The 24,522-nt window shown below is 40.3% G+C and carries 23 protein-coding genes; 10 read left to right on the plus strand and 13 right to left on the minus strand.

What is annotated here, in order from left to right; translation table 11 throughout:
• Nucleotides 1-44: 44 nt before the first annotated feature.
• Both AC0VX1_RS03370 and AC0VX1_RS03375 read right to left on the minus strand, forming a co-directional pair.
• Nucleotides 45-1,433, minus strand: coding sequence for a sensor histidine kinase (locus AC0VX1_RS03370; RefSeq protein WP_475469878.1), 1,389 nt, complete (start codon nt 1,431-1,433; stop codon nt 45-47).
• Complete coding sequence (locus tag AC0VX1_RS03375; protein WP_106027989.1) at nt 1,430-2,140, minus strand: response regulator transcription factor; 711 nt, start codon at nt 2,138-2,140, stop codon at nt 1,430-1,432. The genes AC0VX1_RS03370 and AC0VX1_RS03375 overlap by 4 nt, the downstream gene beginning before the upstream one ends.
• 350 nt (nt 2,141-2,490) lie before the next feature.
• Here AC0VX1_RS03375 and AC0VX1_RS03380 point away from each other — a divergent pair, with 350 nt between their 5' ends.
• Nucleotides 2,491-3,666 (plus strand): MFS transporter, encoded by a 1,176-nt coding sequence (locus AC0VX1_RS03380; protein WP_413009688.1) that lies wholly within the window; start codon nt 2,491-2,493, stop codon nt 3,664-3,666.
• A gap of 74 nt (nt 3,667-3,740) precedes the next feature.
• On the opposite strand, the gene AC0VX1_RS03385 is transcribed toward AC0VX1_RS03380, so the two are convergent.
• The 7 genes from AC0VX1_RS03385 to AC0VX1_RS03415 all read right to left on the minus strand — a co-directional run bounded on the left by AC0VX1_RS03385 (nt 3,741) and on the right by AC0VX1_RS03415 (nt 9,523).
• The gene (locus AC0VX1_RS03385; RefSeq protein WP_475469880.1) at nt 3,741-4,478 is read right to left on the minus strand and encodes an amino acid ABC transporter ATP-binding protein; all 738 of its coding nucleotides are present in this window, start codon (nt 4,476-4,478) and stop codon (nt 3,741-3,743) included.
• Nucleotides 4,479-4,507: 29 nt separating this feature from the next.
• Entirely contained in the window at nt 4,508-5,212 is a 705-nt protein-coding gene (locus AC0VX1_RS03390) for an amino acid ABC transporter permease (RefSeq protein ID WP_191929834.1), read from the minus strand.
• Nucleotides 5,196-6,020 (minus strand): amino acid ABC transporter substrate-binding protein, encoded by an 825-nt coding sequence (locus AC0VX1_RS03395; RefSeq protein WP_098370580.1) that lies wholly within the window; start codon nt 6,018-6,020, stop codon nt 5,196-5,198. Before AC0VX1_RS03395 ends, AC0VX1_RS03390 begins: the two co-directional genes overlap by 17 nt.
• A 275-nt stretch (nt 6,021-6,295) precedes the next feature.
• Complete coding sequence (locus AC0VX1_RS03400; RefSeq protein ID WP_413023136.1) at nt 6,296-6,658, minus strand: hypothetical protein; 363 nt, start codon at nt 6,656-6,658, stop codon at nt 6,296-6,298.
• Between the two features lie 233 nt (nt 6,659-6,891).
• Nucleotides 6,892-7,476 (minus strand): YjgB family protein, encoded by a 585-nt coding sequence (locus tag AC0VX1_RS03405; protein WP_106027994.1) that lies wholly within the window; start codon nt 7,474-7,476, stop codon nt 6,892-6,894.
• Nucleotides 7,477-8,093: 617 nt separating this feature from the next.
• Nucleotides 8,094-8,564, minus strand: coding sequence for a DinB family protein (locus AC0VX1_RS03410; RefSeq protein WP_095679880.1), 471 nt, complete (start codon nt 8,562-8,564; stop codon nt 8,094-8,096).
• A gap of 545 nt (nt 8,565-9,109) precedes the next feature.
• Nucleotides 9,110-9,523, minus strand: a complete 414-nt coding sequence (locus AC0VX1_RS03415) for an N-acetyltransferase family protein (protein ID WP_475469883.1) — start codon at nt 9,521-9,523, stop codon at nt 9,110-9,112.
• Between the two features lie 790 nt (nt 9,524-10,313).
• Between AC0VX1_RS03415 and AC0VX1_RS03420 the strand changes: the two genes are divergently transcribed.
• From AC0VX1_RS03420 to AC0VX1_RS03435, 4 genes are all read left to right on the plus strand, one after another.
• Nucleotides 10,314-10,424, plus strand: a complete 111-nt coding sequence (locus AC0VX1_RS03420; RefSeq protein WP_328176583.1) for a DUF1731 domain-containing protein — start codon at nt 10,314-10,316, stop codon at nt 10,422-10,424.
• Between the two features lie 62 nt (nt 10,425-10,486).
• Entirely contained in the window at nt 10,487-11,680 is a 1,194-nt protein-coding gene (locus AC0VX1_RS03425; RefSeq protein ID WP_475469885.1) for an LL-diaminopimelate aminotransferase, read from the plus strand.
• A gap of 281 nt (nt 11,681-11,961) precedes the next feature.
• Nucleotides 11,962-12,234: a phage holin gene (locus AC0VX1_RS03430; RefSeq protein WP_063577356.1), complete on the plus strand. Its 273-nt coding sequence runs from the start codon at nt 11,962-11,964 to the stop codon at nt 12,232-12,234.
• A 186-nt stretch (nt 12,235-12,420) separates the two neighbouring features.
• Nucleotides 12,421-12,900 (plus strand): C40 family peptidase, encoded by a 480-nt coding sequence (locus AC0VX1_RS03435; RefSeq protein ID WP_034305456.1) that lies wholly within the window; start codon nt 12,421-12,423, stop codon nt 12,898-12,900.
• 88 nt (nt 12,901-12,988) lie between these two features.
• Here AC0VX1_RS03435 and AC0VX1_RS03440 read toward each other — a convergent pair whose 3' ends face one another.
• Nucleotides 12,989-13,525 carry a GDYXXLXY domain-containing protein gene (locus AC0VX1_RS03440; RefSeq protein WP_475469888.1) on the minus strand — a complete coding sequence of 179 codons (537 nt, stop codon included), beginning with the start codon at nt 13,523-13,525 and terminating at the stop codon, nt 12,989-12,991.
• Nucleotides 13,518-14,576, minus strand: coding sequence for a DUF2157 domain-containing protein (locus AC0VX1_RS03445; protein WP_475469890.1), 1,059 nt, complete (start codon nt 14,574-14,576; stop codon nt 13,518-13,520). The genes AC0VX1_RS03440 and AC0VX1_RS03445 overlap by 8 nt, the downstream gene beginning before the upstream one ends.
• 232 nt (nt 14,577-14,808) lie before the next feature.
• Between AC0VX1_RS03445 and AC0VX1_RS03450 the strand changes: the two genes are divergently transcribed.
• The 5 genes from AC0VX1_RS03450 to AC0VX1_RS03470 all read left to right on the plus strand — a co-directional run bounded on the left by AC0VX1_RS03450 (nt 14,809) and on the right by AC0VX1_RS03470 (nt 22,956).
• Nucleotides 14,809-15,129 (plus strand): PadR family transcriptional regulator, encoded by a 321-nt coding sequence (locus AC0VX1_RS03450; protein WP_034305446.1) that lies wholly within the window; start codon nt 14,809-14,811, stop codon nt 15,127-15,129.
• Complete coding sequence (locus AC0VX1_RS03455) at nt 15,126-15,680, plus strand: HAAS signaling domain-containing protein (RefSeq protein ID WP_475469893.1); 555 nt, start codon at nt 15,126-15,128, stop codon at nt 15,678-15,680. Before AC0VX1_RS03450 ends, AC0VX1_RS03455 begins: the two co-directional genes overlap by 4 nt.
• Entirely contained in the window at nt 15,673-16,467 is a 795-nt protein-coding gene (locus AC0VX1_RS03460) for a DUF4097 family beta strand repeat-containing protein (protein WP_063595111.1), read from the plus strand. Before AC0VX1_RS03455 ends, AC0VX1_RS03460 begins: the two co-directional genes overlap by 8 nt.
• Nucleotides 16,468-16,944: 477 nt before the next feature.
• The gene (locus tag AC0VX1_RS03465) at nt 16,945-18,141 is read left to right on the plus strand and encodes an MFS transporter (RefSeq protein ID WP_475469895.1); all 1,197 of its coding nucleotides are present in this window, start codon (nt 16,945-16,947) and stop codon (nt 18,139-18,141) included.
• Between the two features lie 165 nt (nt 18,142-18,306).
• Nucleotides 18,307-22,956: a hypothetical protein gene (locus AC0VX1_RS03470; protein WP_475469897.1), complete on the plus strand. Its 4,650-nt coding sequence runs from the start codon at nt 18,307-18,309 to the stop codon at nt 22,954-22,956.
• A gap of 113 nt (nt 22,957-23,069) precedes the next feature.
• Here the strand turns inward: AC0VX1_RS03470 and AC0VX1_RS03475 are convergent, their stop codons facing one another.
• Both AC0VX1_RS03475 and AC0VX1_RS03480 read right to left on the minus strand, forming a co-directional pair.
• Nucleotides 23,070-23,318: a hypothetical protein gene (locus AC0VX1_RS03475; RefSeq protein ID WP_413023125.1), complete on the minus strand. Its 249-nt coding sequence runs from the start codon at nt 23,316-23,318 to the stop codon at nt 23,070-23,072.
• Nucleotides 23,319-23,424: 106 nt separating this feature from the next.
• A complete protein-coding gene (locus AC0VX1_RS03480) occupies nt 23,425-24,351 on the minus strand; it encodes a glycine-rich domain-containing protein (RefSeq protein ID WP_475469899.1) in 927 nt (308 codons plus the stop codon).
• Between the last annotated feature and the right edge of the window lie 171 nt (nt 24,352-24,522).

The raw sequence follows: 24,522 nt of genomic DNA on the forward strand, positions 1-24,522 counted from the left end.
GGGCTGTCTGTTATGGACAGCCCTTTCTCTGCAGGAAAAATAAATTATATAAGTATCGTGATGGTTGTTCCCTTATTTTCAATGCTAGTCAAATCCAGTTTACCTTTATGAGCCAGGATAATGTCCCTTGCAATGGCCATTCCTAAGCCGGTCCCATGTTTACTGGCAGTATTCGTACCTCGATAGTAGCGTTCAAAAACCTGATCCAAATCTTTGGAGGGAATACCGCGGCCATTATCGGCAATGGTAATCTGGGTATGATGTTCTGATTGTAGATGAATATCATCAATTTGTATTTTCACGACGACATTTTCATCATTATGTACGAGCGCATTGTAGATAAAGTTAAAAATTGCCCGTTTCAGTAAATTTTTATCGACTTTATTCATTGCTTTATCCACATTTGCCTCGAATTCGACCTGTCGATCACCAAATTGTGAATCATTTAAGAGCTCTATCGTCATTTCTCTTATAAACCCAACGATATCTACATCTTCAAATTGCAAGGGAAGTCGTTGGTTGCGTAAACGCATCGTTAAATTGAGATCATCCAACAGATTTTTCATATATACGGACTGTCTATTAATAATGGATGTAAACTCATACAATTCTTGTGGTGTTAATTCAGTGGCATTGTCTTTCATCAATTCTGTATAACCATGGATGGATGCAAGCGGTGTCTTCATGTCATGAGAAACATTGCTAATCCATTCCTCACGCATTTGGTCGAGTTGATCACGTTCTTTTTCATACTGATCTAACTTTACCGATAGTTCATTCATATTGTGAAATACATCTTCATAGACGCCTTTTGGTATACTCATCTTTTTAAAACGTCTTTCACGAAGCTGCTGAATTCCCTCAATTAAAGTGTTAAGTGGTGTCGTTAATCTTTTACCAAATAATAGTCCAATGACTAGGGCAATAATGATATCCACCGTTAAAAACAGTAAAAGTATGATGTTGAAGTACTTTAAAATGTGAACATAATTATAGGACAGTACATATCGGCCTATTCCTCGATCTTTAACCCCTACAAAATAGCTGAAATCACGAGCTTCGCCGGCAAAAACAGTCGTCTCTGCATCAATTTCTTTATACTTATACATTTGGACGATTTCAACTGGAGAATATACGGTTTGCAATTTTTGAGGTGTGTAATAGGCTGCTACTTGTTCACCCTTATCATTCAAAAATTGTATCCAGGCGTTCGTGTTCCGCAGTTTTTCCAGTCCTTCTTCATTTACCTTTGGTTTGTCATCTATTAGTTCAACATATTGTGAAAAAGATCGGCTAAAGTTCTCCGCAGATTCCTCTTCCGTATCGAAATGAACAAAGAGTAAGCATAAAAGTAAAATTGTATTTACGATTCCTACGATTACAACAATTGTCACAACGGATCCTAAAAAGCGCCGTGTCAATTTCCACTTCATCTTGTTTCACCCTTGGTCTGTAATTTGTAACCAAGCCCTTTAACGGTTATTAGAAAAGATGGCTTTGAAGGATCTGCTTCGATTTTTTCGCGTAAACGGCGAATATGGACCATCACTGTATTATCAGAGCCAAAGAAATCATCGCCCCACACATGTTCAAACAAAGTTTCCTTGCTCAAGATCTGATTCGGATGATGCATAAAACAGCTCATCAGACCGATTTCTTTAGCTGTCAGCTCAAGGGTTTTGCCATCCTTTTTCACTTCATTTTCATTTGAACTAAGCTCAAATGGACCAATTTGCAATTTTTTCGGTGATGTTTTCTCCTCTGTATAGCCCGCCCGCCTAAGCTGCGCCTTTACTCGATAGGCAACTTCTTTCGGACTGAATGGTTTGGTAATATAATCATCCCCGCCAATCGCCAACCCCAAAAGCTTATCAATTTCCTCATCCTTTGCCGACAAAAATAAAATCGGCACATTCGACACTTCACGAATTTGCTTGCATAAGTCATAGCCTTCACCATCTGGCAGCATGATATCCAGCAAGACTAGTGATGGATCGAACTTCTGAAACTTTGCCCACCCATCCGCAATCGTCCCCGCCGTAATAATATTGGGGATACCTTCTTTATGTAAAACTGTCTCCATGAGACGTGCCAAATCTTCTTCATCGTCAATAATTAAAATCCACTGATCATTAGACATTCTTCTACCTCCCAAACATCAATCATACCCTACAGTATAGAGTACCCCTTAAGAAAAAATAAGGGGAGGAAAAGATTTTTAACGAACTCATGCCATTGATTTCACGAAACACAGTGAAAATAACGAAGTGCCATTACAGGAGAAATGACTGTAGAGTTGAGGATATTTATGCTGGTTCTTATTTATTTAAGGGAGTTTCCGAAAGAAGATCGTGCTTCATACTGATTTGGTAAAGGTTGTATGATAAACTGTTTAAAGAATTGCTAGGAAGATTATGCTAAGTAATGGGATTTTCGGAATTCGTTCCAATGTACGTAGCGAATGTGGAAGAATAAAAGGAGAAATATATAATGGAAACAAAAAAGGTGTTACCCGTACTTTTTTTAGTGATGTTTTTAGTCATGGTCGGATTTGGGATCATCATTCCCGTCATTCCGTTCCTTGCTGAAAAGGTTGGTGGCAGTCCTACAGAGCTAGGCCTTTTAATGGCTGTTTATTCACTGATGCAATTATTTTTTGCCCCGATATGGGGACGTATATCTGACCGGATAGGGCGTAAGCCTGTCATGATTATCGGGATTGCTGGACTGGCCCTTTCGTTTTTCATCCAGGCTTCGGCAGATTCCTTATGGGTATTATTTGCAGCCAGAATCATTGGCGGGATTTTGTCATCGGCAAACATGCCAACCGCAATGGCATATGTGGCTGACATCACGACGCCGGAAGATCGGGGAAAAGGGATGGGAATCATCGGGGCCGCCACAGGGCTTGGATTCATCTTTGGACCGGCGATTGGCGGGGTATTCTCCAAATCAAGTTTGAACTTGCCGTTTTACATTGCTGGAATATCCTCTTTGATTACTTTATTCTTAGTGATTGCAATACTGAAGGAATCACATACAGTAGAGAAGAGGGCCCAACAGTCAAAAAATAAAGAGTCCATGTGGAAAGCCTTTAGAGGGCCTCTTAAAACCATGTTCTTTTTGCAAATGATCGTCACCCTTTCAATGGCAGGACTAGAAACGACTTTCGCCTATTTTGCAGCCAAAAAGGCTGATATAAGTCTTGTGCAATTAGGCTATATCTTTATGATCATGGGGTTTGGGAGTGCGATCGTTCAAGGTGGATTAGTGGGCAGGATGACAAAGAAATATGGGGAAGGTTCGGTCATACGAATGGGAATCATCGTCTCGGGAGTCGGTTTCATTCTCATCTTGTTTTCTTCCGGCTTCTGGACATCGGCGGTCTTCCTGACGATTTTCGGAGTGGGTAATGGGTTCATCCGGCCTGCCATTTCGGCACTGCTTACCAAAAGTTCCATGTCGGGCCATGGCAGTGTCACGGGATTGCTATCTTCCTTCGACTCGTTCGGCAGGATTGCCGGTCCTCCGATCGGCGGTTGGTTATTTTCGATTTCGATTGATTTACCATTTATATCGGGTGCCATCCTTTCCGTTTTTGCTTTGATTCTTTTTCAGCTATACCATGCACGGACACAGACTAAACAGGTCCAAGCATCTCATTGATATAATGATGGGCAAAACCCCCCATTTCTAAAAATGGGGGGTTTTGCGAGCGGTGCTTGAATAGCACCGTTTTTTTATTGAATCATATTGAGGAATTTTCGTGTACGTGCTTCTTTAGGGTTTGTAAAAATCTGCTCGGGTGTTCCCCGCTCCATTATTTTTCCTTCATCCATGAAAATGACTTCATCGGCGACTTCGCGGGCGAAACGCATTTCATGGGTTACCACGATCATTGTCATGCCTTCATCTTTCGCCAGGTCTTTCATGACCTGCAGGACGTCTCCCACTAGTTCGGGATCCAAAGCGGAAGTGGGTTCATCGAATAGCATCACCTTAGGCTCCATGGCCAGGGCCCTTGCAATTCCGACCCGTTGCTGCTGACCGCCGGACAATTGAAACGGATAAAAATCGATTTTTTCACCTAAGCCCACCTTTGTAAGCAGGGCAGCCGCCGTTTCTTTCGCGTGATTTTTGGCGATGTTTTTTACAATGATGGGGCCTTCCATTACATTTTCCAAAGCTGTTTTGTGGGGGAAGAGGTTATAGCTTTGGAAAACCATCCCTGTCAAACTGCGAAAAGATGTAATCGAATTTTTTCTAACGGGTTTTTTGAAGTCCATTACCGTTTCATCGATTTCAATCGTCCCGTCCGTGGGCACCTCAAGGAGATTCAAACACCGAAGAAAGGTCGTTTTACCTGAACCGGAAGGACCGATCAATACAATGACTTTGCCTTGCTCCACTTCCAAATCGATGCCCTTTAATACTTCAAGGTCACCAAACGATTTATGAAGATTCTTAATGTTGATCATTTTAAAATCTCCTTTAACTACTGCGGTTCTTATTTTGCTACATAACGATTAAGTCTCTCCTCTAAACTTCCTTGAATGAAAGATAGAATCGTACACAAAATCCAATATAAAGCAGCTGCTTCCATGTAAAGTAGTAAAAATTCATAGTTTTTTGCAGCGATTTCCTGGGCTTTACGGAATAATTCCGTTACAAGAATGAGTGATGCAAGCGATGTATCTTTTAATAGGCTAATGAACGTATTGGATAATGGGGGAATGGATACCCTGGCTGCTTGAGGCAAAATGATGCGCTTTAACGCTTGGGTATATGTCATCCCGATTGAATAGCCTGCTTCCCATTGCCCTTTTGGTATCGATAAAATGGCTGCTCGTATAATTTCCGAAGCATATGCTCCTACATTTAAAGAGAATCCTATAATAGCCGAAATGAAAGGATCGATAGTTACACCTAAATTTGGAAGTCCATAGAAAATGATAAATAATTGCACAAGTAATGGTGTCCCGCGGATGATTGACACATATACACGCGCAATTATTTGAAGAATTCTCATGGAAGATAATCTAGCCAATGCTGTGAGTACAGCGAGAATAAGGCCGAGAACGAATGTGATCAATGTTAGTGGAATCGTATATTGAATAGCTCCCTCTATCATCGGATAGAGGGAGGTTTGAGCGATGGAAACAAGCTGGTTCATACGCTCGGGGTCGGTGAAAATATTACTTAGGAGAAACATCTTCACCAAACCATTTATCCGAGATTTTCGCGTACGTGCCGTCGTCTTTCATTGCTTTAAGTGCTTTGTTTACTTCTTCCACTAATTTGCCGCTGTCTTTTCTGAACATTAAACCACTTGCGACACCGCTTTCTTCCTCATCAGCGACTTTGATAGGTGCATCCGGGTGTTGCTTTTTATAATCAAGGTAAGATAATTTGTCATTGATCGTTGCATCTACACGTTTAGAACCAATAAGCTGTACGGATTGAGAAAATCCTTCAATGCCTGTAACTTCAGCACCATGAGATTTGGCTAGATCATTGTAATTACTCGTTAAAGATTGTGCAGAGGTCTTGCCTTTCAAATCATCGAAGGATTTAATATCCGAATTATCTTTGTGTACAAGCAATACGGCCCCTGATTGAATATATGGGTCAGAGAAATCATATTTCTTTTGACGGTCTTCATCGATGCCCACTTGGTTTGCGATCATATCAAAACGTTTAGCATCCAAGCCTGCAAACATGCCGTCCCATTGTGTTTCCTTGAATTCAGCTTTCACTCCAAGGCGTTTTGCCACTTCTTTAGCAATTTCAACATCAAACCCCGTTAGTTTATCTGAATCATCGTGGAATGTGAAAGGAGGATATGTACCTTCAGTTCCAACAGTTAATACGCCATCTTTTTTGACTTTATCATAAAGACTTTCTTGTGATGAAGATTTATTGTCGGTATCGTTTGCCTCATTTTTGGTATTGGTACCACAAGCGGTTAGTACGACCGTGAAAGCTAACAATAGCGATAAAAGTGCAACCATTTTTTTCATTTGGGTAAACCTCCTAGTAATCTGATAGGGATTGATACTCTGTGATACTATACAAGAAAAGGAAAAAAGTCAATGAAAATAACTTATATCATTAGTGTTAATGAAACTTGGTGAATTATACGGTTTTTCATGCAAGGAAGTGAAATAAAACGAAAGGGAAGGGAAGTGTACATTAAAATTCTAAGGGGCAAAAAGCCCCTCTTCCGCTAATTGGGAGAGGGACTTTTTGGTCCAGAACTATTGCAGTATTCTTTTTAACTTAGTGTTTACCATGATTATTTATCCTCTACGCTGACGAATATAGGGTTTGAATAGAACCAAAGGTCTTTATAGTTACGATTGTTTATTTCTGAAAAACGCATTTCGTTATCCTCGATTTCAGTCTTTTTATCGATCAGCGGTTCACCGTCCATCGTTTCTCCAGAGACATTTTCCCCTAGATTCGTGCCGCGCAAACGGAAATATTGATCCTTCTCGGCTTTGACTTTGTAAGTGATGGCATGAAAACCATCGCAATCGGTTTTCCAGTCTTTACTTGCAAAGCGTTTAACCACTTTTGTCGTATCATTGGTGGCTTTATTATAAGCAGGTGTTCCAGGCTCTGCTTTCCCGGTTACTTCACCGGAAATCAGATCCACGTGATCTACCTTGACGGGGTCCCCGTTATTGTTTTTTTCGGGGCTCTTAAATCGGACGTTTGGGGTAAGTATGGTTTATGTAAATGAAATGACCGTTTTGCTTCCATTATCTGATTTTGGCAGTACACGGCTTTGAAGTTGAAAGGGAAAGAAGGGGAGGGGCTTGAAACAAAAAAGGTTGCAGAGATACTTTTCATTCTCTGCAACCTTCGACAACCATTTTATTGTACATTTTATTTAGCTTCGAGTAGATTGATATGATCTACAGTTTGATTTTCACCGACAATGAATTGAAGTTCATAATTCCCTGTCTTGTAAATGTAGTTGATTTCATTCGTACTGGAAATATGGCGTATTTCGTCAGCACTGCCGAGTTGATTTCCTAATACTTTAGGTGTGATGCTTCCTAGATTATGGTCCCGTTCCACATTTGTCCCGAAATATCGGATTTGTGAGATGGTCTTGTCGGCGTTATAGGCAAATGCAAAACCTGGATGCCCCATTTCTGCATGGTAATAGTCAAAAGTTTCATCTGTGTTACCTGGTTCTGGGGGAGAACCAAATGTCTCATATACTTCTTTTTGGGTATTTTCATTAATTTTCAAACCCATGGCAGTATAAGGCATTTCTCCTGAAAAAGCTTTGTTGTAGATTTCATGTAAGGTGGTAAGAGCGTGATCCTTAGCTATGGCAGAAGCGGAATCCATTGTGGATGCAGCCTCAACAGGTTCTGTTGAAAACGATGCACCTGCCCCTAAAAGAGAACCGGTCAGAATAAAGGCGCTGACCATTCTGGCCGCCGGTTTTTTTGATAACATTTCTTATCCCTCCTATATCATTACCTTTCCACAATTTTCTTGCATGAAACATTTTCTTGAAGATAATTGGATTGTTTGATTATGGTGGAGCATCATGAGATGTATAAGCTGCATCTGCGGCAACAGTTGATTTAAAGTAAACATATCAAGTTGATCTCTAGTATCATGCTTAGCAAGCATCCTCATCACCACAAGTTTAAATACTTCCATTTAAAACAATAAAGAGTGCCTGAAGCGGAAATCACCATCCAAATCGTACCAGCAAAAAAACTGCAGGCCATGCAGACCGGTCCCCGCAGCTTGTAGGCGGAAAACATATCTTTGATCAAATGATGTTCTCAAACCAACCTTCAACTCCCGGGTATGGTTTCTAACTAAATGCTAATACAAAGTTGCTTGGTGCGGAAGGTACGAGACTCCTGCGGGAAAAGCGTGTCTGGGGGAGACCCCGCAGGCTTAAGCCGAGGGCCGACCGCCCGCGGAAAGCGAGTGCCTGAAGCAGAAATCAACATCCAAATCGTACAAGCAATAAAAAAACTGCAGACAAACACGATTTTCATCGAGTTGCCTACAGTGTGGTGCTTCAGGATGATGAAACACCTTTGAAAATGATTTGATTAATCCCAAACGCTTATTCTAGGGACTCCAGCAGTTCTTAAATAGTCCAATAATTGACCAGTATGTACAGACTCATGATAAGCGATTCTTAGCAACATGTCTCCTAAATCCCTGATATATCCTACATCAGATCGATCAATTTTAATAGTAGATAAGTCGTCTTCGCTGAAGGACATGATTGTTTCCAAAAAATCACGCCTGTATGGTTCAGCAAAGTTTAATTCCGCTTCCACGGAGATAAGCGGCTGTTTTTCATATGGTGATTCATAAACTGGTAAGCTGCCTTGATTTTTAATGGATAAATGATAATAATGCTCACTATCAAGGACATGTCTAACCATTTCTAAACAGCTCATTGCCTTGTCGTCCGGTTTCCAATGGAGTGTGCCTTTAGGTATTGAAGTCCATAGTTTAATGTTTCTTCTTCTAACCTCTTCCAGATTTAAGATGATTAGTTCTATCGATTTCATTATATCTCCCCTTTTAGAAGGTATACACTCACTATACAGGAATGGGTTTATTTTGAAAATATAGAAAAATATTATGACTAGGGTAATGAATTATGGCGATTCCTTCCAATATAGTTCCGCTCCAGTTTTATTCAAAAAGATAAACATATGATAGGTTCACTAGTGTTTACTGGTTGACCTTTTTAATGGGAACTCTACGATCAAGCCTAGGAATGACAAACGTTGCAAACTGTTTTTTTTAATAGAATTGCCTTGAATATATGAAATGTTGCATGAAAAAGAAGCATCGGAGAGTGAAGTTAGATTATAAGTAATGTTGAAGAGACTACAGGGAAAATGCCTATGAATCCGTGTAGAATTTACAGGCTTTCCTTCCCTAGTTATTCATTGCATGGAGGAACAGGGAATTCATATATCCCTATAATCCTATTCCCGCTTATTTGTATTGGTATCAGGAATGAAATTCCAGTTAATAGGGGGTGAAACAGAATGTATTTTGATCGATCTTTCTTCTAATTTACGCTATAAGCTTCAAGAGAACCTTCTTAAATCAGTGATTCAATTAGAATGTCATCATGATAAATAAAAATCGGTTTAAAACCAAGGGCTCTAAACTTTTGCAATGCCTCATGGTTATTTTTGTTCACGAAACCGGACACTACAAGGATTCCTTTATTTCTCACATATTCTACCAATTCGGGTAAAAGGGCTTGCAGAATTCCCTTTCCTCTATATTTTTTGTCAATGACTACATAATTAATATGAGCCACTTTATATAAATAAAGATTATAACAAATGAATCCCACTACTTTACCTTTATCATTACAAATTACAAGTACCTTGTGTGACTTTTGCAGAATTTCATTCACTTTATCGGAAGAGACCCGAAAATTTTTTACGGTGATATCCGTTAATTTCTTTATATCCTTTTTAGGTTTCCAGTCTCGAAAAAAATACATCATAACTTCTCCTTTATCTCTATTAGATATATAACAGTTATTCACTAGACATATATAGCTGGTACATGTAAATACATAACACGGAATCCCTTTAGATAGTCCAAAGGGATTCCATGTTAATCTCAAAAAAGCAACCTTCTAATTTTCAAATTCCTTGACAGAAGTGGGTTGCTTGATGGAAGTAGGTTCCTTAATTGAAGTACCTCTATTATTGTTTAATAAATTTTGTAAGACTCTTCTCAAGGCAGACCTAAGGCTGCTATTGCCAGTTCCGGAATTACCAGTTCCAGAATTAACAGCTCTTCTTAGCTTTTTGTTTGACACTGAAATCATCCCCTTTGTTTTATAAATTTCCACATTACTAATTTATGTGTAATTTTCCCTTTTGCTTGGACAAGTTCACCATTTATTGCACAGCGGCAGGAGTTGCTACCATTTAATGTAATAACATGGTATGATTTATGTGAATTACTTCACATAGAAGGCGCTCATTATTATTCATACTATTAACTCATAAACGAAAGTGGTTGGTTATATGCGAGATGGGGGAGTGATGACCCCATATAGGAATTTGGTTAAGGCCATAAAGGTCAGGAAATCAGAAATTCAGTGGTCCATTTTCTAAGAAAGAATCAGGAGCTGAGCGGGGTGTTCAACTGTTCATCGCTGCATCCAGTTACAAATCGTGAATTGATGGCTCATTTGAGAAAGCTCATGAATATTCGAATAGACTTCCCTGTCCAACTCCCATGCTTGAAATCGGGGCTTTCCTTATGGGAACGAAACGGAATTGATATTAAAAAGCCGGTGGGTCATACCTGAGAGATTGGAAAAGGCGGGGTATGCATTTAAATTCGATCATCTTGATGAGGCTCTCGAACAGATACTGATGAAGTCTTAAAATACTCGTGAAAGATTGCTATAATGATAGATAGAAAATCATTAATGGAGGGGAAAGACAGAATGAATATGACTCCATCTGAAAAAGTCGGAAGATTCACAACAGGGATATTTTCAGAGTTGGCGGCCCGCAAGCAGGATGCAATGAAACGGGGGCTGGATGTTATCGATTTGAGTGTTGGAAGTCCGGATCTACCACCGCCTGACTTTGTAGTGGATACGCTTGTGAAGTATACGCAGGATCGCAATTCCTACGGGTATACGTTAAAAGGCACGCCTGAATTCCATGAGGCAGTCCGTTATTTTTATCGGATGCGCTATGGAGTGGAGCTGGATGCAGAAAGGGAAGTCCTCCAACTGATGGGGTCACAGGATGGCCTTGCACACTTGGCAACGGCGATGATAAACCCTGGAGATTATGTGCTGGTGCCAGATCCGGGATATCCAATTTATGAAGCGAGTGTGGAACTTGCCGGCGGAATCATTCATCCGATGCCGCTTACTGCCGAAAATGGATTCCTGCCGCAGCTCAACGAAATTCCGGATGAAATACTGAAAAAGACGAAAATGATGATCATCAGTTATCCAGGAAATCCTGTCACGGCCCTTGCTGATGAGACTTTCTTTTCGGACGTTATATCGTTTGCGAAAAAGAATGAAATAATGGTGGTTCACGATTTTGCTTATTCGGAATTGATTTTTGATGATCATCCGCAAATTAGTTTTATGTCCATTCCTGGTGCAAAGGAAGTGGGGATTGAATTTAACTCGCTTTCCAAAACTTTTAATATGGCCGGCTGTCGCATTGGGTATGCAGTGGGCAATCAAGAGGCGCTGAACATCCTGGGAACGCTGAAATCACACATCGATTATGGGGTTTTTTATCCTATTCAAAAAGCTGCCGAAATGGCGCTAACTTCCAATCTTTCGCTGCTATCCGAACAGGTTAAGGAATACCAGTCCCGACGTGATGCCTTGATTTCAGGTCTTGCGGAAGGGGGATGGCATGTACCGAAAACATCAGCTACGATGTTTATTTGGGCTCAAATTCCTGCTGGCTGGAAATCACGGGATTTTGCCTATGCATTGATTGAAAAAGCAGGGGTAACGGTCGTTCCAGGCGATGCTTTTGGGAAGCAGGGTGAAGGGTATGTCCGGATGGCCTTGGTCCAGCCGGCCGAGAGATTGACTGAAGCTGCCGAACGGATCAGAGTGTTTTTGCAGGAAAAAATGGAGTGTGAAAAATCTAGCATTTAATATATTCAGATTTTAAGAACGTTCGATCACGAGCACACCGAGGAGTATATAGAGCTCGAGGAAGCTGTTACTTACTTGTTAAAGTGAGGCGCTCTCTAGTGTTTTTAAGAACTACTTTGAAGGTCCATCCTCTGATGGGCTTTTTTTATGTTTATGGGAAACTAGCGTGATAGATTATGAATGGAATTTCCGAACGTAAGAAGGACAAGCCGCATAAAATATAGCAGGTCCGCGACAATCTTCATGAAGCGGACTTAATAGGATAGAGAGGGGGAAAAGCAATGATCAACTGGAAAGTGCGTCTTAAGAACCCTACGTTTATATTCACTGTACTCCTTCCTGGGCTTTTAATATTGGCGCAGATGGTTGCCGCGTTCATAAACAATTTCATTACTCCTATAGGCTTTACCATTACTGATGATGCATTGAACGGCGCTTTAGGCATCATTAACTTCATAGCGCTTACATTCTTTGGGGTCGGCGGTGTGGTCGATCATACAACTAAAGGTTTAAGTGACAGTGAAAATGCACGACAATACAAGGAACCTAAGTAATGGACACTATTCTTTCAGCTACTGAAAAGTAGAGTATACCAGATAGCACCGTATTAGCTAGACAACGGCGTTATCTGGTTATTTTTTTTGCAGGGATGACGGTCGCCGAAAATGATTTGGTCTAAAAACCGAAATGTAACATACATTTAAAATTGTGGTTCATTTTCAGTTTGGGGAGGAAAAAGGATGAGTTATCGTTTACCAGTTTCAAAATGGTTTGCAGCCATAGTTTTAGTAGGGGCATTATTGACGGCATTCATATTCAGTCCGGCTAATGCTTCAGCCTCTATCAATTATGGTGATGAAGTTGCCGCTTTGGCAAAGAAGCAGGTGGGAAGCAAATATAAATATGGGGGGACGACCCCTAAAGGGTTTGATGCTAGCGGTCTTACCCAATATGTATATAAAAATGCCGCCACAGAAATGAAGATTCCAAGAACGAGTGCGGACCAGTATAAAACCGGAAAGGCCGTGAAGCAAAAAGATTTGAAAGCGGGCGATTTGGTCTTCTATGCGACAGGTAAGAAAGGGCAGGTCTCTTTTGTAGGAATCTATTATGGAAATGGCACATTTGTCGGGACCACCACCAAAGGGGTCAAAGTGGTCAAAATGAGTGATGAATATTGGAAAGAAAAATATATAGGGGCAAAACGGGTCATTAAGTAACAATCTGAATTCCACATGATAATAGTCCAGAAAACAAAAGAGCATCGAAAAACCGATGCTCTTTTTGCTAGTCATATCCGGGGGCCATTCATTCAATGATGATATCGGTTAAAACAACATGGCCATTACGAACTTTTACGACGGCCACTGAAGGATTGGCCAATGCTTCCTTCTCCATTTCCTTTGCCTTTTCTTCGGATGCGAAATAATTGTCCAGACCGTATCTGATCTGAATGGTTTTAGCATTTTGCAGGTCATAAGGGACTTCCAGTTCCCCTTTTAGGTACACGCCTTCGCCGGGTTTTTCTTTCGTTACGTAATCGACAACATATAGTCCATCCTTATTTTGTTTTAAACGTACATATACCTTTTTATAATCACCCATATTCCTTATATTGAACTCGGTTTTAATCGAGTCATCGACTTGCGACGGCTTTACTGATTCAATTTCGTATTTCAAAGCCACATAGCTTCCCCTAAACAAATCAGTCGGGTCGACCGGGGCTGTTTTGATTTTGATTACATCTCCTGTCATTGTTGTCCAGACCGCAGGAAATGCCAAGATTAACAAAATCAAGACTGGAATGGAAAATACGATGAGTGGCCGGAATGATGGATTACTCATTGAGTTCCCCTCCTTTTTTTCGTTGGTTTTCAAAGAAGAAGCCAAAACCGATGAGCATGATTCCACCGATGATGAATGTAAGCGATTTTGGCAGGAAGTCAAAGGAGTAGATGTAATATCTGAAAATCAGTGCACATATTATTACGATGCTGGTCAAACTGCCTTTTAGAATCAGATAAAGCAGAAAAACGAAATAAGCTATAGGAAACCAGATTGAAAAATCAAAGGTAAGGAAGAGTGCGGTTAAACCATGTAAGATATGCCCTTGTATGTGTGTGATGTTTTGTAATTTGGCTCTTACCGGAATATAGGCAAGCACGATACCCAGTACAAACAAGATGGAAAGGACAATCGTATTCGAATTTTCAAACCCTAGTTTCGGCACGAATTCCATAAGAAATAAGGCAATTGTATTGATGGCTAAAGCGTTAATGAAAAAGGTCAGATAATTAGGGTAATCGAATTTCTTTAACAGAATGTATAAAGCCGGTAGAAACACAAGAATGGCAAGCGGATAAGATGTTTCATCAACGAATATACTTCCGTTCAAATAAATGAAAAGCAGGAAAGATGTAAAAAGGAGGATGAAAACATCCTTCAAATAGTATCCAATGAATACCGTTCCAATCGCCCATAATAAAAAGGAATTGTTGAAATTGATGCTAATGTTAAACATCTGCTCGACTAGAAATATCCCTGCACCAAAGATCAGGATACCTGCATAATGCAGACTTCGTGACGTTTTGGGAAAGCGAGCCTGCACCTTCACGCCAGCAAAGTTCACTCCGAGTAGGCATGCAATGATAAGCAGGAATTTAACCGCTTTACTTAAATAGATCCAGTTGCTGGCTACGAAGGTCAATACGCCTAAACCTAAAAGAAGTGCCCCAATGGATAATAGAATCGTGATGAAGTTCAAATTGCCTTTTACATCATAGGAACCTAACATCCTCACTTTCTCTTGCCGGGAGATGACTCCTTCCTTTTCAAGGTAATTAAATTCATGTTCAAGAAAATCGAATTGCTTCTTTGTTATTGCTTTGTTGGCCAAAGTAACTCCTCCTTCCACATTTTACTATTATACATCGTATTCTCTTGCAGCTTTGAATATAATGCTGATTTTCTTCTACCTTTATTGGAATGCGTGTAAGACATAAAAATATTTATAGTACCTTGCAATGAACAGTACCATGTGGTAAATTATTCACATAAGATGTATTGTTCTGTGTTCAGTACTGTTTATTGAACTATACTGAAAAACTTTTGAAAGGAGTGAAGGTGCTATGAATGTACAATTTAAGAAAGGTGTCCTGGAACTGTGTGTTCTGGTGTTACTGGATAAGCAGGATCGCTATGGGTATGAACTTGTACAGAAGATTTCGGATCAAATTGAAATATCGGAAGGGTCGGTATATCCACTTTTAAGACGATTGACGAAGGAAGAGTATTTTACGACATATTTGCAAGAATCAACAGAAGGGCCTCCGCGCAAATATTATACATTAACCGAAAAAGGACGGAGATACCTTCAAGAACTGCTGATGGAATGGAATGAATTTTCCAATGGGGTCAACCAATTAATCAAGGAAGGTGTGAACCAATGAATAAAGAACAATTTTTAAAACAATTGAATGCCTCTTTAACCAGACTTTCCTTAGAGGAACGGGAAGATATCCTTCAAGATTACGAAGAGTATTTCGAAATTGGAATGGAAGAAGGGAAGTCAGAGCAGGAAATCTCCAAATCCCTTGGGAATCCTAAACAGATTTCCAAGGAACTGATGGCAACCTATCATCTTGGTCTGGTAGAACAAACGACTTCTGCAGGTAATGTTATGCGGGCAGTTTGGGCAGTCATTGGTTTGGGATTCTTTAATTTGGTAATCGTTTTGGGACCATTTATAGCCTTGATCGGAGTTGTCATTGCAGGGTGGGTTTCGGCGATAGCGTTCATTCTTGCTCCGCTGGGCGCTCTGTTTAACCTTGTGTTAGGTAACTTTCAATTATTCGATCTTTTCTTCGCATTGGGACTATGCGGGATTGGCATTTTCATTGCCATGGGAATGTTTGTCGCTACGAGTGCTTTAACTAAAGGATTCATTCGCTATTTAAAATTTAACGCTTCCCTTGTGAAAGGCGGTTTGAAAAATGATTAATGTAAAAAAATTATCGATCATTGCACTTGTATTGTTATTGATCGGGGTAATAGGAAGTCTGTTTACGTTTTCCCAAATGACGAATAAGGAAACGACTACAGAGGAAAAAACGATTTCGGAAATCGTGACGGACATTCAGATCGACGCTGACAATGCAGCTGTAGAGATCGTGCCAACGAAGGATAAGGAGACCAGGATAGAGTTGGTTTCAAAAGGGATGGATGTTTCCAAGTTGGATTTCACTGCAGATGTGGAAGGGAAGAAGCTTTCGGTACAATTAAAGGATCGACGTACGTTTAGCTTTGGTTTTCATATTCAATCCTTACATTTAAAGGTGTATGTGCCTGATGAATCTTATAAATCCTTTGTCGCCGAATCCGATAATGGAAAATTGCAAATAACAGGATTGAAAAGTGAAAATCTAAATGTGAAATCTCAAAATGGCCGGGTAGAATTAAATGATATAATAACCGAAAAAGTTGAAGTGAAATCTGCTAATGGAAAAGTAGAGCTTAATAATGTGGAAGGAAAACTAGTTGGTTCATCGAATAACGGTAAAATCACATTAGTCACGAAAGACTTGGATAGGGAGATCGAACTCGAAAGTAATAATGGTAAAATCATGATCAAAACGGAGAATGAACCGACGAATACAACTTTCGATGTACATGTTGACAATGGGAGAGTGGATATCCTTGGTAAGTATGAGGGCGATACTGTCATTGGCAAAGGTGAAAATCTAGTTAAATTGGAAACGAATAATGGGAAAATCGAGATAACGAAATAGTCGTGAAGCATGAAAAGCCGATCCAATTGGGATCGGCTTTTTTCAGTTATGCATCCCCTTTTCTTAAGGAGATAAGGAAAAACATTTAAAGTTTTTCCTTTTAGATGTTTTTGGAATTTAATAAGATAGGGTGTAGAACCATCCTTCACTTGCAGAATGGTTGTTTCAGGGGATGTTTTATGAAAATTTGAATGTAAGGAAAATCCATTATGCTGGAGGGATGCGTTTCAGCTAAGAGCCGTTACGGATGAATAGAGGCAATGGTTTAATGCATTACAGCATGGAGAATCTAAATTATTGGTTCGCATACGGAAGGTAAGTGGACGGAAATGATCATGAATGTTAAAGGGGGAGCCCTATGTCATATTGGGCTTTTATTTATATATATATATTTAGGTACACGAAATAAATCATTCGCTTATTTTAACCAATTTTAGTAAACTGGCAATGACTATTATAATTAGAAGGTGAAGGAATATGAGGGAAACCTTAGCGGATGAACGGGTAAGAGGGACTGATAAAATCTGGACACGTGATTTCATCATGATCTGTTTGGCAAATATGTGCATCTTCATGGGTTTTCAAATGACGATGCCGACCCTCCCGTTGTTTGTGGAACAGCTTGGCGGTGATGATCGTCTTGTGGGGGCTGTCCTTGGAATCTTCACTTTTTCGGCCTTGCTTGTCCGGCCAATTGCCGGAAGATTATTGGAGACGAAAGGAAGGCGCATCGTTTTTCTTGCTGGGTTAGCCATTTTTGCATTGTCAGTGGGTTCCTTCGGTTTCATGGGGAGCATCGGCTTGTTATTCATGATGCGGATTGTACAGGGCGTCGGCTGGGGATTTTCTTCAACGGCTTCAGGAACGATTGCTTCCGATATAATCCCTGCGAAACGGCGGGGTGAGGGGATGGGGTATTACGGATTATCGGGTAACTTAGCACTGGCATTCGGGCCATCATTGGGTCTTTTCCTAGTTACGGTACTTCCGTTCCAAGAGTTGTTTTTAATCTGCTCTTTATTAGGATTGCTTGCCATCATTGCAGCATCACTTATTCGGTATCAAAAAGTGGAAAGTGATCCTTCGGCGGCTGTCAGAGCCAAAAGGTTTGATATTTATGAAAAAAGTGCCCTTCAGCCATCTTTGCTCATTTTCTTCATCTCCGTTACATTTGGTGGAATTGCAACCTTCCTTCCTCTGTATACAGCGGAAAAAGGTGTAGCTGGAATTCAGTGGTACTTTTTAGTATATGCAATGGCCCTTATGGTCACGAGATTATTCGCGGGCCGACTATATGACAGAAGGGGACATCGAGCCGTATTCGTGCCTTCAACGGTACTCATCATGGCTGGAATGCTGCTGCTTGCATGGATGCCGAGTGAAGCAGTACTTTACATTGCGGCAGTGCTTTATGGATTTGGATTCGGTTCTGTTCAGCCGGCACTGCAGGCATGGTCGATTGAAAAGACGGCACCCAATCGGAAGGCGATGGCGAATGCCACATACTTTTCATTTTTCGATCTTGGAGTGGGCATAGGTGCCATCGTGTTCGGGCAGATTGGCTTCCTCTTCGGATATAGGAGCATCTATATCACGGCGGCCGCCTCGATTTTCATTTCGATGATCGTTTATTTATTCATCATCAGGAGCGAGGATAAAGGAAAATCAATATAAGGATGTTGAATGGCTTCAATGGAAGTCATTCTTTTTTTTGAGTCAGCAGGAACACCCTTGGTGCATTATCCTAAATATTTTAAAAATGGAAAAACTTTGTTATTATCGAAAAGAGATTATACATAAGATGATAGAAGGTCTATTTGAAGGAAGGGGAAGCTTGGAATGAATGACTCTTCAAACGAAGAAATGACATTAGAAAGAAGGAAGCGTATTTTCCAAGAAGAGCTGGATGTTTTATGGGAAAGGCGGCTCATCCCTAAATCAGAATATATCCGGATTAGCAGGGCTTACAATCGGCATTTCCAATTAGCCCTCCATAAAAAAAAGCGCTTAGAGCAAGAAAAGAAGAAATCCATCCATGGAACTGAAACGATAATCGGTGAAAGTGCCGATAAGAGGATTCAGGATAGCCTGATCGAAGAATCTTCATTCCAATTACGGGAATCCAGTGGATTGAATGAAGCGCCTACTGAATCTGGTTTCGAGGAGAGACTTGAACCTGTCAAGGAGATCAATGATAGGAAACCGGTTATTCAAAAGCAGGCCATCAAGCGGGAGAAACCGGTAAAACCGGTAAAACCGGCAAAGCCGAAGAAAACACCTGAACAAATCAGGGAACGGAATATTTCTGTCATCCTGCTCACTGGGGTCATATTGCTTCTGTTTGGCGGGTTGATTTTAGCAACCACTTCATGGGGGGATCTGAATGCGGTCTTGAAAGTTCTCTTCATTGGAATGGTTTCCGTCACTTTTGCAGGGATGGCCTTCATCGCGTCAAAACTGAAAATTAAACAAACCGCTTTTGCATTCCTGACGCTAGCGGGGCTGTTCATTCCGATTACGATATTATCAGCTTCATATTATCGGATTTTTGGAGAGTACCTTTCACTTAATGGTGATGGGCGGGGGCTTCTGGGGTTTCTTGGGGGATTACTTTGCTTAGCCATTTATTGTAAGATTGCTGACTACTTCAAGTCAAAAACATTCATTTTCATTTCAATATTCACTTTTGCCATTACCTGCTATTTCGGGGTGGCTTTTGTGACGCCAACTATCGAGTGGATGTTTTTGGCGATTGGCATTCTTAATTTAATACTAGTATGGAATATGGAGCAATTGAAAAATCAAAAAGCCTTAACGCTATTCAAACCATTCATTTTTCAATTCATCCAGTTTAAGCTCATCGTGGAAGCCTTTGTGATCCTGACGTTATTTTCAAGCAACTTGGTGTATTCACTAACGTTGATGGTCTTTTCTGTTTTGTTTTTGATTTTTTCGGTCAAATTCCAAAAAAAATATTATGAAATGGCTTTTAGCGCCGTTTTCACGTATGGATATATCCATCTTGTTTATAACTCGTTTTTAAGTGAGTACATGACCATTGCATTTGCATTTGTACCAATCATTTTTACTATGCTATCGAAATATCTGGCTAAAGCCAAAAGGACTAACCTTTCGAAGAACTTCATGATTACCAGTTTGATTGAGAGCGGGATCGTTTTCTTATATAGTAACGCGATGGTGTACCAGGATAACTATGCGCAAATATTCATCGCGCTCATGTTAGTATCCGCCCAGCTTGCTTATGTTTCCCTTCATTCGGGAAATTCAAGCTTCACGTACCCGGCTGTTGTTGTTTTCGACTTAGCGTTCCTATATCTTTTCTTTGCCTTGCCAATCTCTTTTTCTACCATTTTAAATCTGTTATTTGTTGTTCAGGTCATTCAATATCTTGGAGTATATCTATATAACCGTCACCCAAGGTACAGCCTATTTAAGAAGAGTATCTTACTTATCTCCCCAATGATCATGCTAGTGATACTGACCAGTAAATTTAGCGAAATGGCTTGGCTTGCTGTTAGTGCAGAGCTCGCCATGATTTCTGGGCTTTTCTTCATCACCTATATAAAAGACGAATCAAAGCATATGAAGGAAAACGCCATATACGGATTTCCGATCACTTTCATACTGGCTTTGGTTGCTTTCTATCCATATTTGCTGGAAAGCGGAGGTTGGGTCCAATCAAATATCCCGCTCAGCGTCTATTTAATGGGTGTTTCACTGATTTCCATCGGTGCAGCTTACACATTTAAAAAGGGATACCATAAATTGTTTCCAGTTTTTGCGTATAACGGACAGATTCTTTCCTTCCTTTCCTTGATTTCGATTCCCTTCGATTCAATGAATCCTTTGGAGGCAAGCGGAGTGATTGCCGTAGCTACTGCAATAAACAGCTGGTCCGTCCATATACATCGGAAGCAAATATTCTGGGTGCCTGTCGTGATTACAAGTGCCAGCCTATATGCCTCACTCTACGATGTTTTTGATTTTGCTTCAATGGAGCTGAGGATTGCGTTCGTGTTGCTCGGCCCCATTATCTTTTTCCTATTAGGAGAATGGCTTGGGAAATATTCAAAAAATGGGAAATTGTACTTCCAATATACGAGTCACCTTGCCAATTTACTGGCGATTCCCGTTGGCTATTTGCTCATCATCCATACGGAAAGTTCTCCGTTCCTATATGTTGCACAACTCTTGATTTATATTTTGAGTGCTTTAAGGGCACATGTGAAATGGGAAAAATACGTTTTTACTTACCTAGGGTTTTCGACCCTTTTCCTACAGGTCCATTTATTTGTGGTAAACTTCGAGCAAATAGTATTCATTACATCAATATGCATGATGATTACAGCAGGACTCATAACCATTCTATGGGGGTTATCCAATAAGAATTGGAAAGGCATCATGGAGTATTACCTTATTCCATTCATTCATTTAGGGATAAGCATATCCATTTTGGAAACGGCGATCCGGGACTTTCCACTTAACCGCGAGTTAGTCTGGGTAGGAGTGATGACTGTACAGCTCTTGTTTGCCTGGTATCTGCTCATGCAAAGGAATTGGCGGAACTATGTTGCCGCTCCTCTAAGCCTGGCGTTCATCTTCTATAATTTGTATGTAAATACATTGTCTCTGGTTATGGCGTTTATCGTATTGCTTGTATGTATGGTTGTGATGATGATGGCTAGCAGACGCCTTTTCAAAGGATTGCTCAACCAAGAGGGAACGAAGAGAGTCATTGATTATTATCGGATTTTTGGCTTGCTATATCTATGTACTCTGAATCTGGAAGTGTTTACGAGTGACTCAGATTCTGTGATTTTGGGGATTTTTGTTTCCCTGCTGTTGCCTAGCTACTTCATCCTGATAGGAAGATTCACAATCTATAAGAAAGAAAAAAGCATTTACTTGGGAATAGCTGCAATCATCGGCCTTTTCCCGTTCATCAATATCATAGATTATGCCCATACACTCCCAATCGTCATGAGTTTGGCTGTTCTTTTTGGCTGTATGGCAGGAATGTTGTTGTTAAGCAGGCTGTATTCCAGCGGATTACTCAAGAAAAGCGGATCAGGCATCATCAGCTTTGATCCTTTCAGGATTTATGGTTTATTCTTTTTGATCGATATGAATGCAGAAATTTTTAATGATACTAAACATCAGTTACTCCAAGTCTTTGTATCGCTGCTGTTAACCGCTTATTTCATTTTCCTGAGAAGCTTGACAGCGGAAAAGCTAGAAAGGAAGATCTATTCCAATATTGCTGCACTAGTCAGTCTGTATCCCTTCCTGATCATAGTTGGCTATGCCGACAGCTTATCTGTTGTAATGGGCTTGCTATTCTTTTTTGGCTGTATGTCAGGGATGCTGCTTTTAAGCTGGCGTTATTTCGATGGTTTAATCAAAAAGGAAGAAACAGGAATTACCTTCGATGCATACAGGATATATGGCCTGCTGTTTTTACTGGCCATGAATAGGGGAATCCTAGCAACTGAAACATCAAGCCAGTTACTTCAGGTTTTCGTCTCGCTCTTGATTACGGTTTACTTCATCTTGATTGGAAGTTTCTCAAAGGATGTAAAAGAAAAGGGCATCTACGTTTGGCTGACGGGAGTTCTCAGTTTGTATCCGTATTGGATCATCATCATTTACGCGGACACATTACAGCCTTTCGTTGGAACGGCAGTCCTTCTTGGATGTACGGCCATAATGGTCTTGCTAAGCAAGAAATACTTTAAAGGCTTGCTTGATAAAGGCGGGGCAGGACTTCAATTGGATTTTTACAGAGTCTATGGTCTGCTGTTTCTTATTGCCATGAACATGGATGTTTTGACGGGGGGACCGACACATTTCATTTTGGAAATCATCGCGGCACTTCTGATTCCGGCCTATTTCATTTTGATGAGAAGCACGACGACAGGCATGTTGGAAAGAAAATTCCAGATGGCAGCAGCGATTTTGTTCAGCCTATATCCGTATTGGGTCATTGTCGATCAGCTCACGATCCCTCCTGTATTTGAGGAGGAGGTGAATATTCTGCCGCTGTTCATTGTCAGCACCACTCTGCTGAGGAAAATATTTGTTAAAGGCAAAATCACACAATATATCGAAAGCGGCATTGTTTTCCTATTGTTTTTAGCCCTGATCATTGATGCAATGGCAGGAAACACCTTATATGATGCCCTCATTATCGGAACCGTGTCATTGGCAGCAATGCTCTTTGGATTCATGATGAAATACAAATCCTATTTCATCGCTGGAACTGGGACGATTTTATTCAATGTCTATATGAATACCAATTCGATGTGGAGCGAGATGCCATGGTGGCTGTATTTAATCATCGGCGGAGGGCTGCTTATCGGAATTGCATCTTTCTTTGAATGGAAAAAACAAAAAGACAACCGGACATCGAAGGAGGTTCTTGAGAAAAATAAACAAAGGATCAAGAATTGGTTCAATCGGTGGAATTAATGAAGAAGGAAATGGATTGCGTCAGATACCCAAGCTCAAAACCTTGGACGAAAATTCAAAGGGGTTCGGAATTTATAAATTCCGAACCCCTTTTGCCTGTAAACCGAGAGCACTTAAAAGCTCTCTTTCTCTGCTTCTATTTTATTAATTTCTTCTTGCCAATCATGAATTTCTATTTCCCACTGATCTAAATTAGTTTGCAAAACATTAATTAAAAATGGTGATAGGACATTTCTGTATTTTTCCAGTTCTTGAATCAATTTCACTCGATCTTCAGTTAAACCTTGTACTAATTTTTTTTTGCTTTCCAAATTTGCATATACAAAAACTGGCCTGAATTTTCGTATCTCATTATCATGCATATCAGTTGTAACTCCTTTTAAAATTGAGTGAAAAACTAAGCACAATCAATCAGTTCATCTAATGCTAGTGTATACAAAAACGCTTGGATTTCTCCAAGCGAAAAGCTCAAGATGAACAAGAACTGCATGAAGAACAGCTGGAAGAGGAATCAGAACTGCTGTCATGGGAACCGGTATGGCCACCATGATCGGCATGGCCGGATCCGGAGGAAACTGTGTTCGGTTCATTCCCGAATATATCTTTAAATTCGCTGTCAAAATCATCGGTGCTTGCATAAGTGAAATAGGCAGGAGCTGCGTAGTCAGTCTGATCGTACGTTTTCCGCCAATTCAATTCTGTCATGGTGCGATTTTCTTTAAATTGTGAAGTGAAGGCTTCAAAGGTCCGTTCCGCCTGTAAACTGGTCGGTTTCCTCATATATTTCTCTTTTAACTGCTCCAGCTCCAACGTTTCAAAATCACGGAGAAGTGTTAGCCCTTTATCATGTTTGAAAAATTTGCCCCATTTTTGAATGGAATGGGAGTCCACCGTAAATAGCTGTACATAGTAAAAATCAAAAAGAGTGCGCTCATCGGGTTTGAAAACAGGTTTTGAATGAGGATGGTGCTGAATGGTCCTACCGATGAAAACCTGGCAAAACTCATCATATTCCTGACTATAGTTCAGCATGATATGCCATAACTCATCGATGACTGAATTAAACATTTCAACTTTTCCAAACACTGCAGCCATAATCAAATAGCGTTTCAATTCACGCCAGGCCTGATTGACCTTTAACTGTGAGTACCGTGGATGCTTCAGGCGGAATTCAGTATTGACCTTTTCCATATAATCGAAATCCAGTGCTTTATTAAGCTTTTCTATCAATGCTTCTGAAACGACTTCAGTTGCATGAAGATCTAAAGTTTCTTCACGGTATTTACGGAATTCATTTTGATAGCGTTCCATTTTAGCCGGTTCACTTAGCCCTTTAACGAAATTGACAAGTAAAACAGCAAAAATTGCCGCAAGAATGACATAAAAGAAGGTCATTTTTGTCCACTCCTCTTAATCTATGGATATATTACTTTAACATTATTTTACATGTTAATGGAAGGGATTGTGAGTTATTTTATCTAAAATGTTCCATTGGCGGAAATTGATTAATATCGTGAGGTTGCAGGACAATACCCTGAATCGGGTATCGTCCTTTCCTTGGCATGT

The organism is Peribacillus sp. QJM3NY_7, assembly GCF_056173225.1.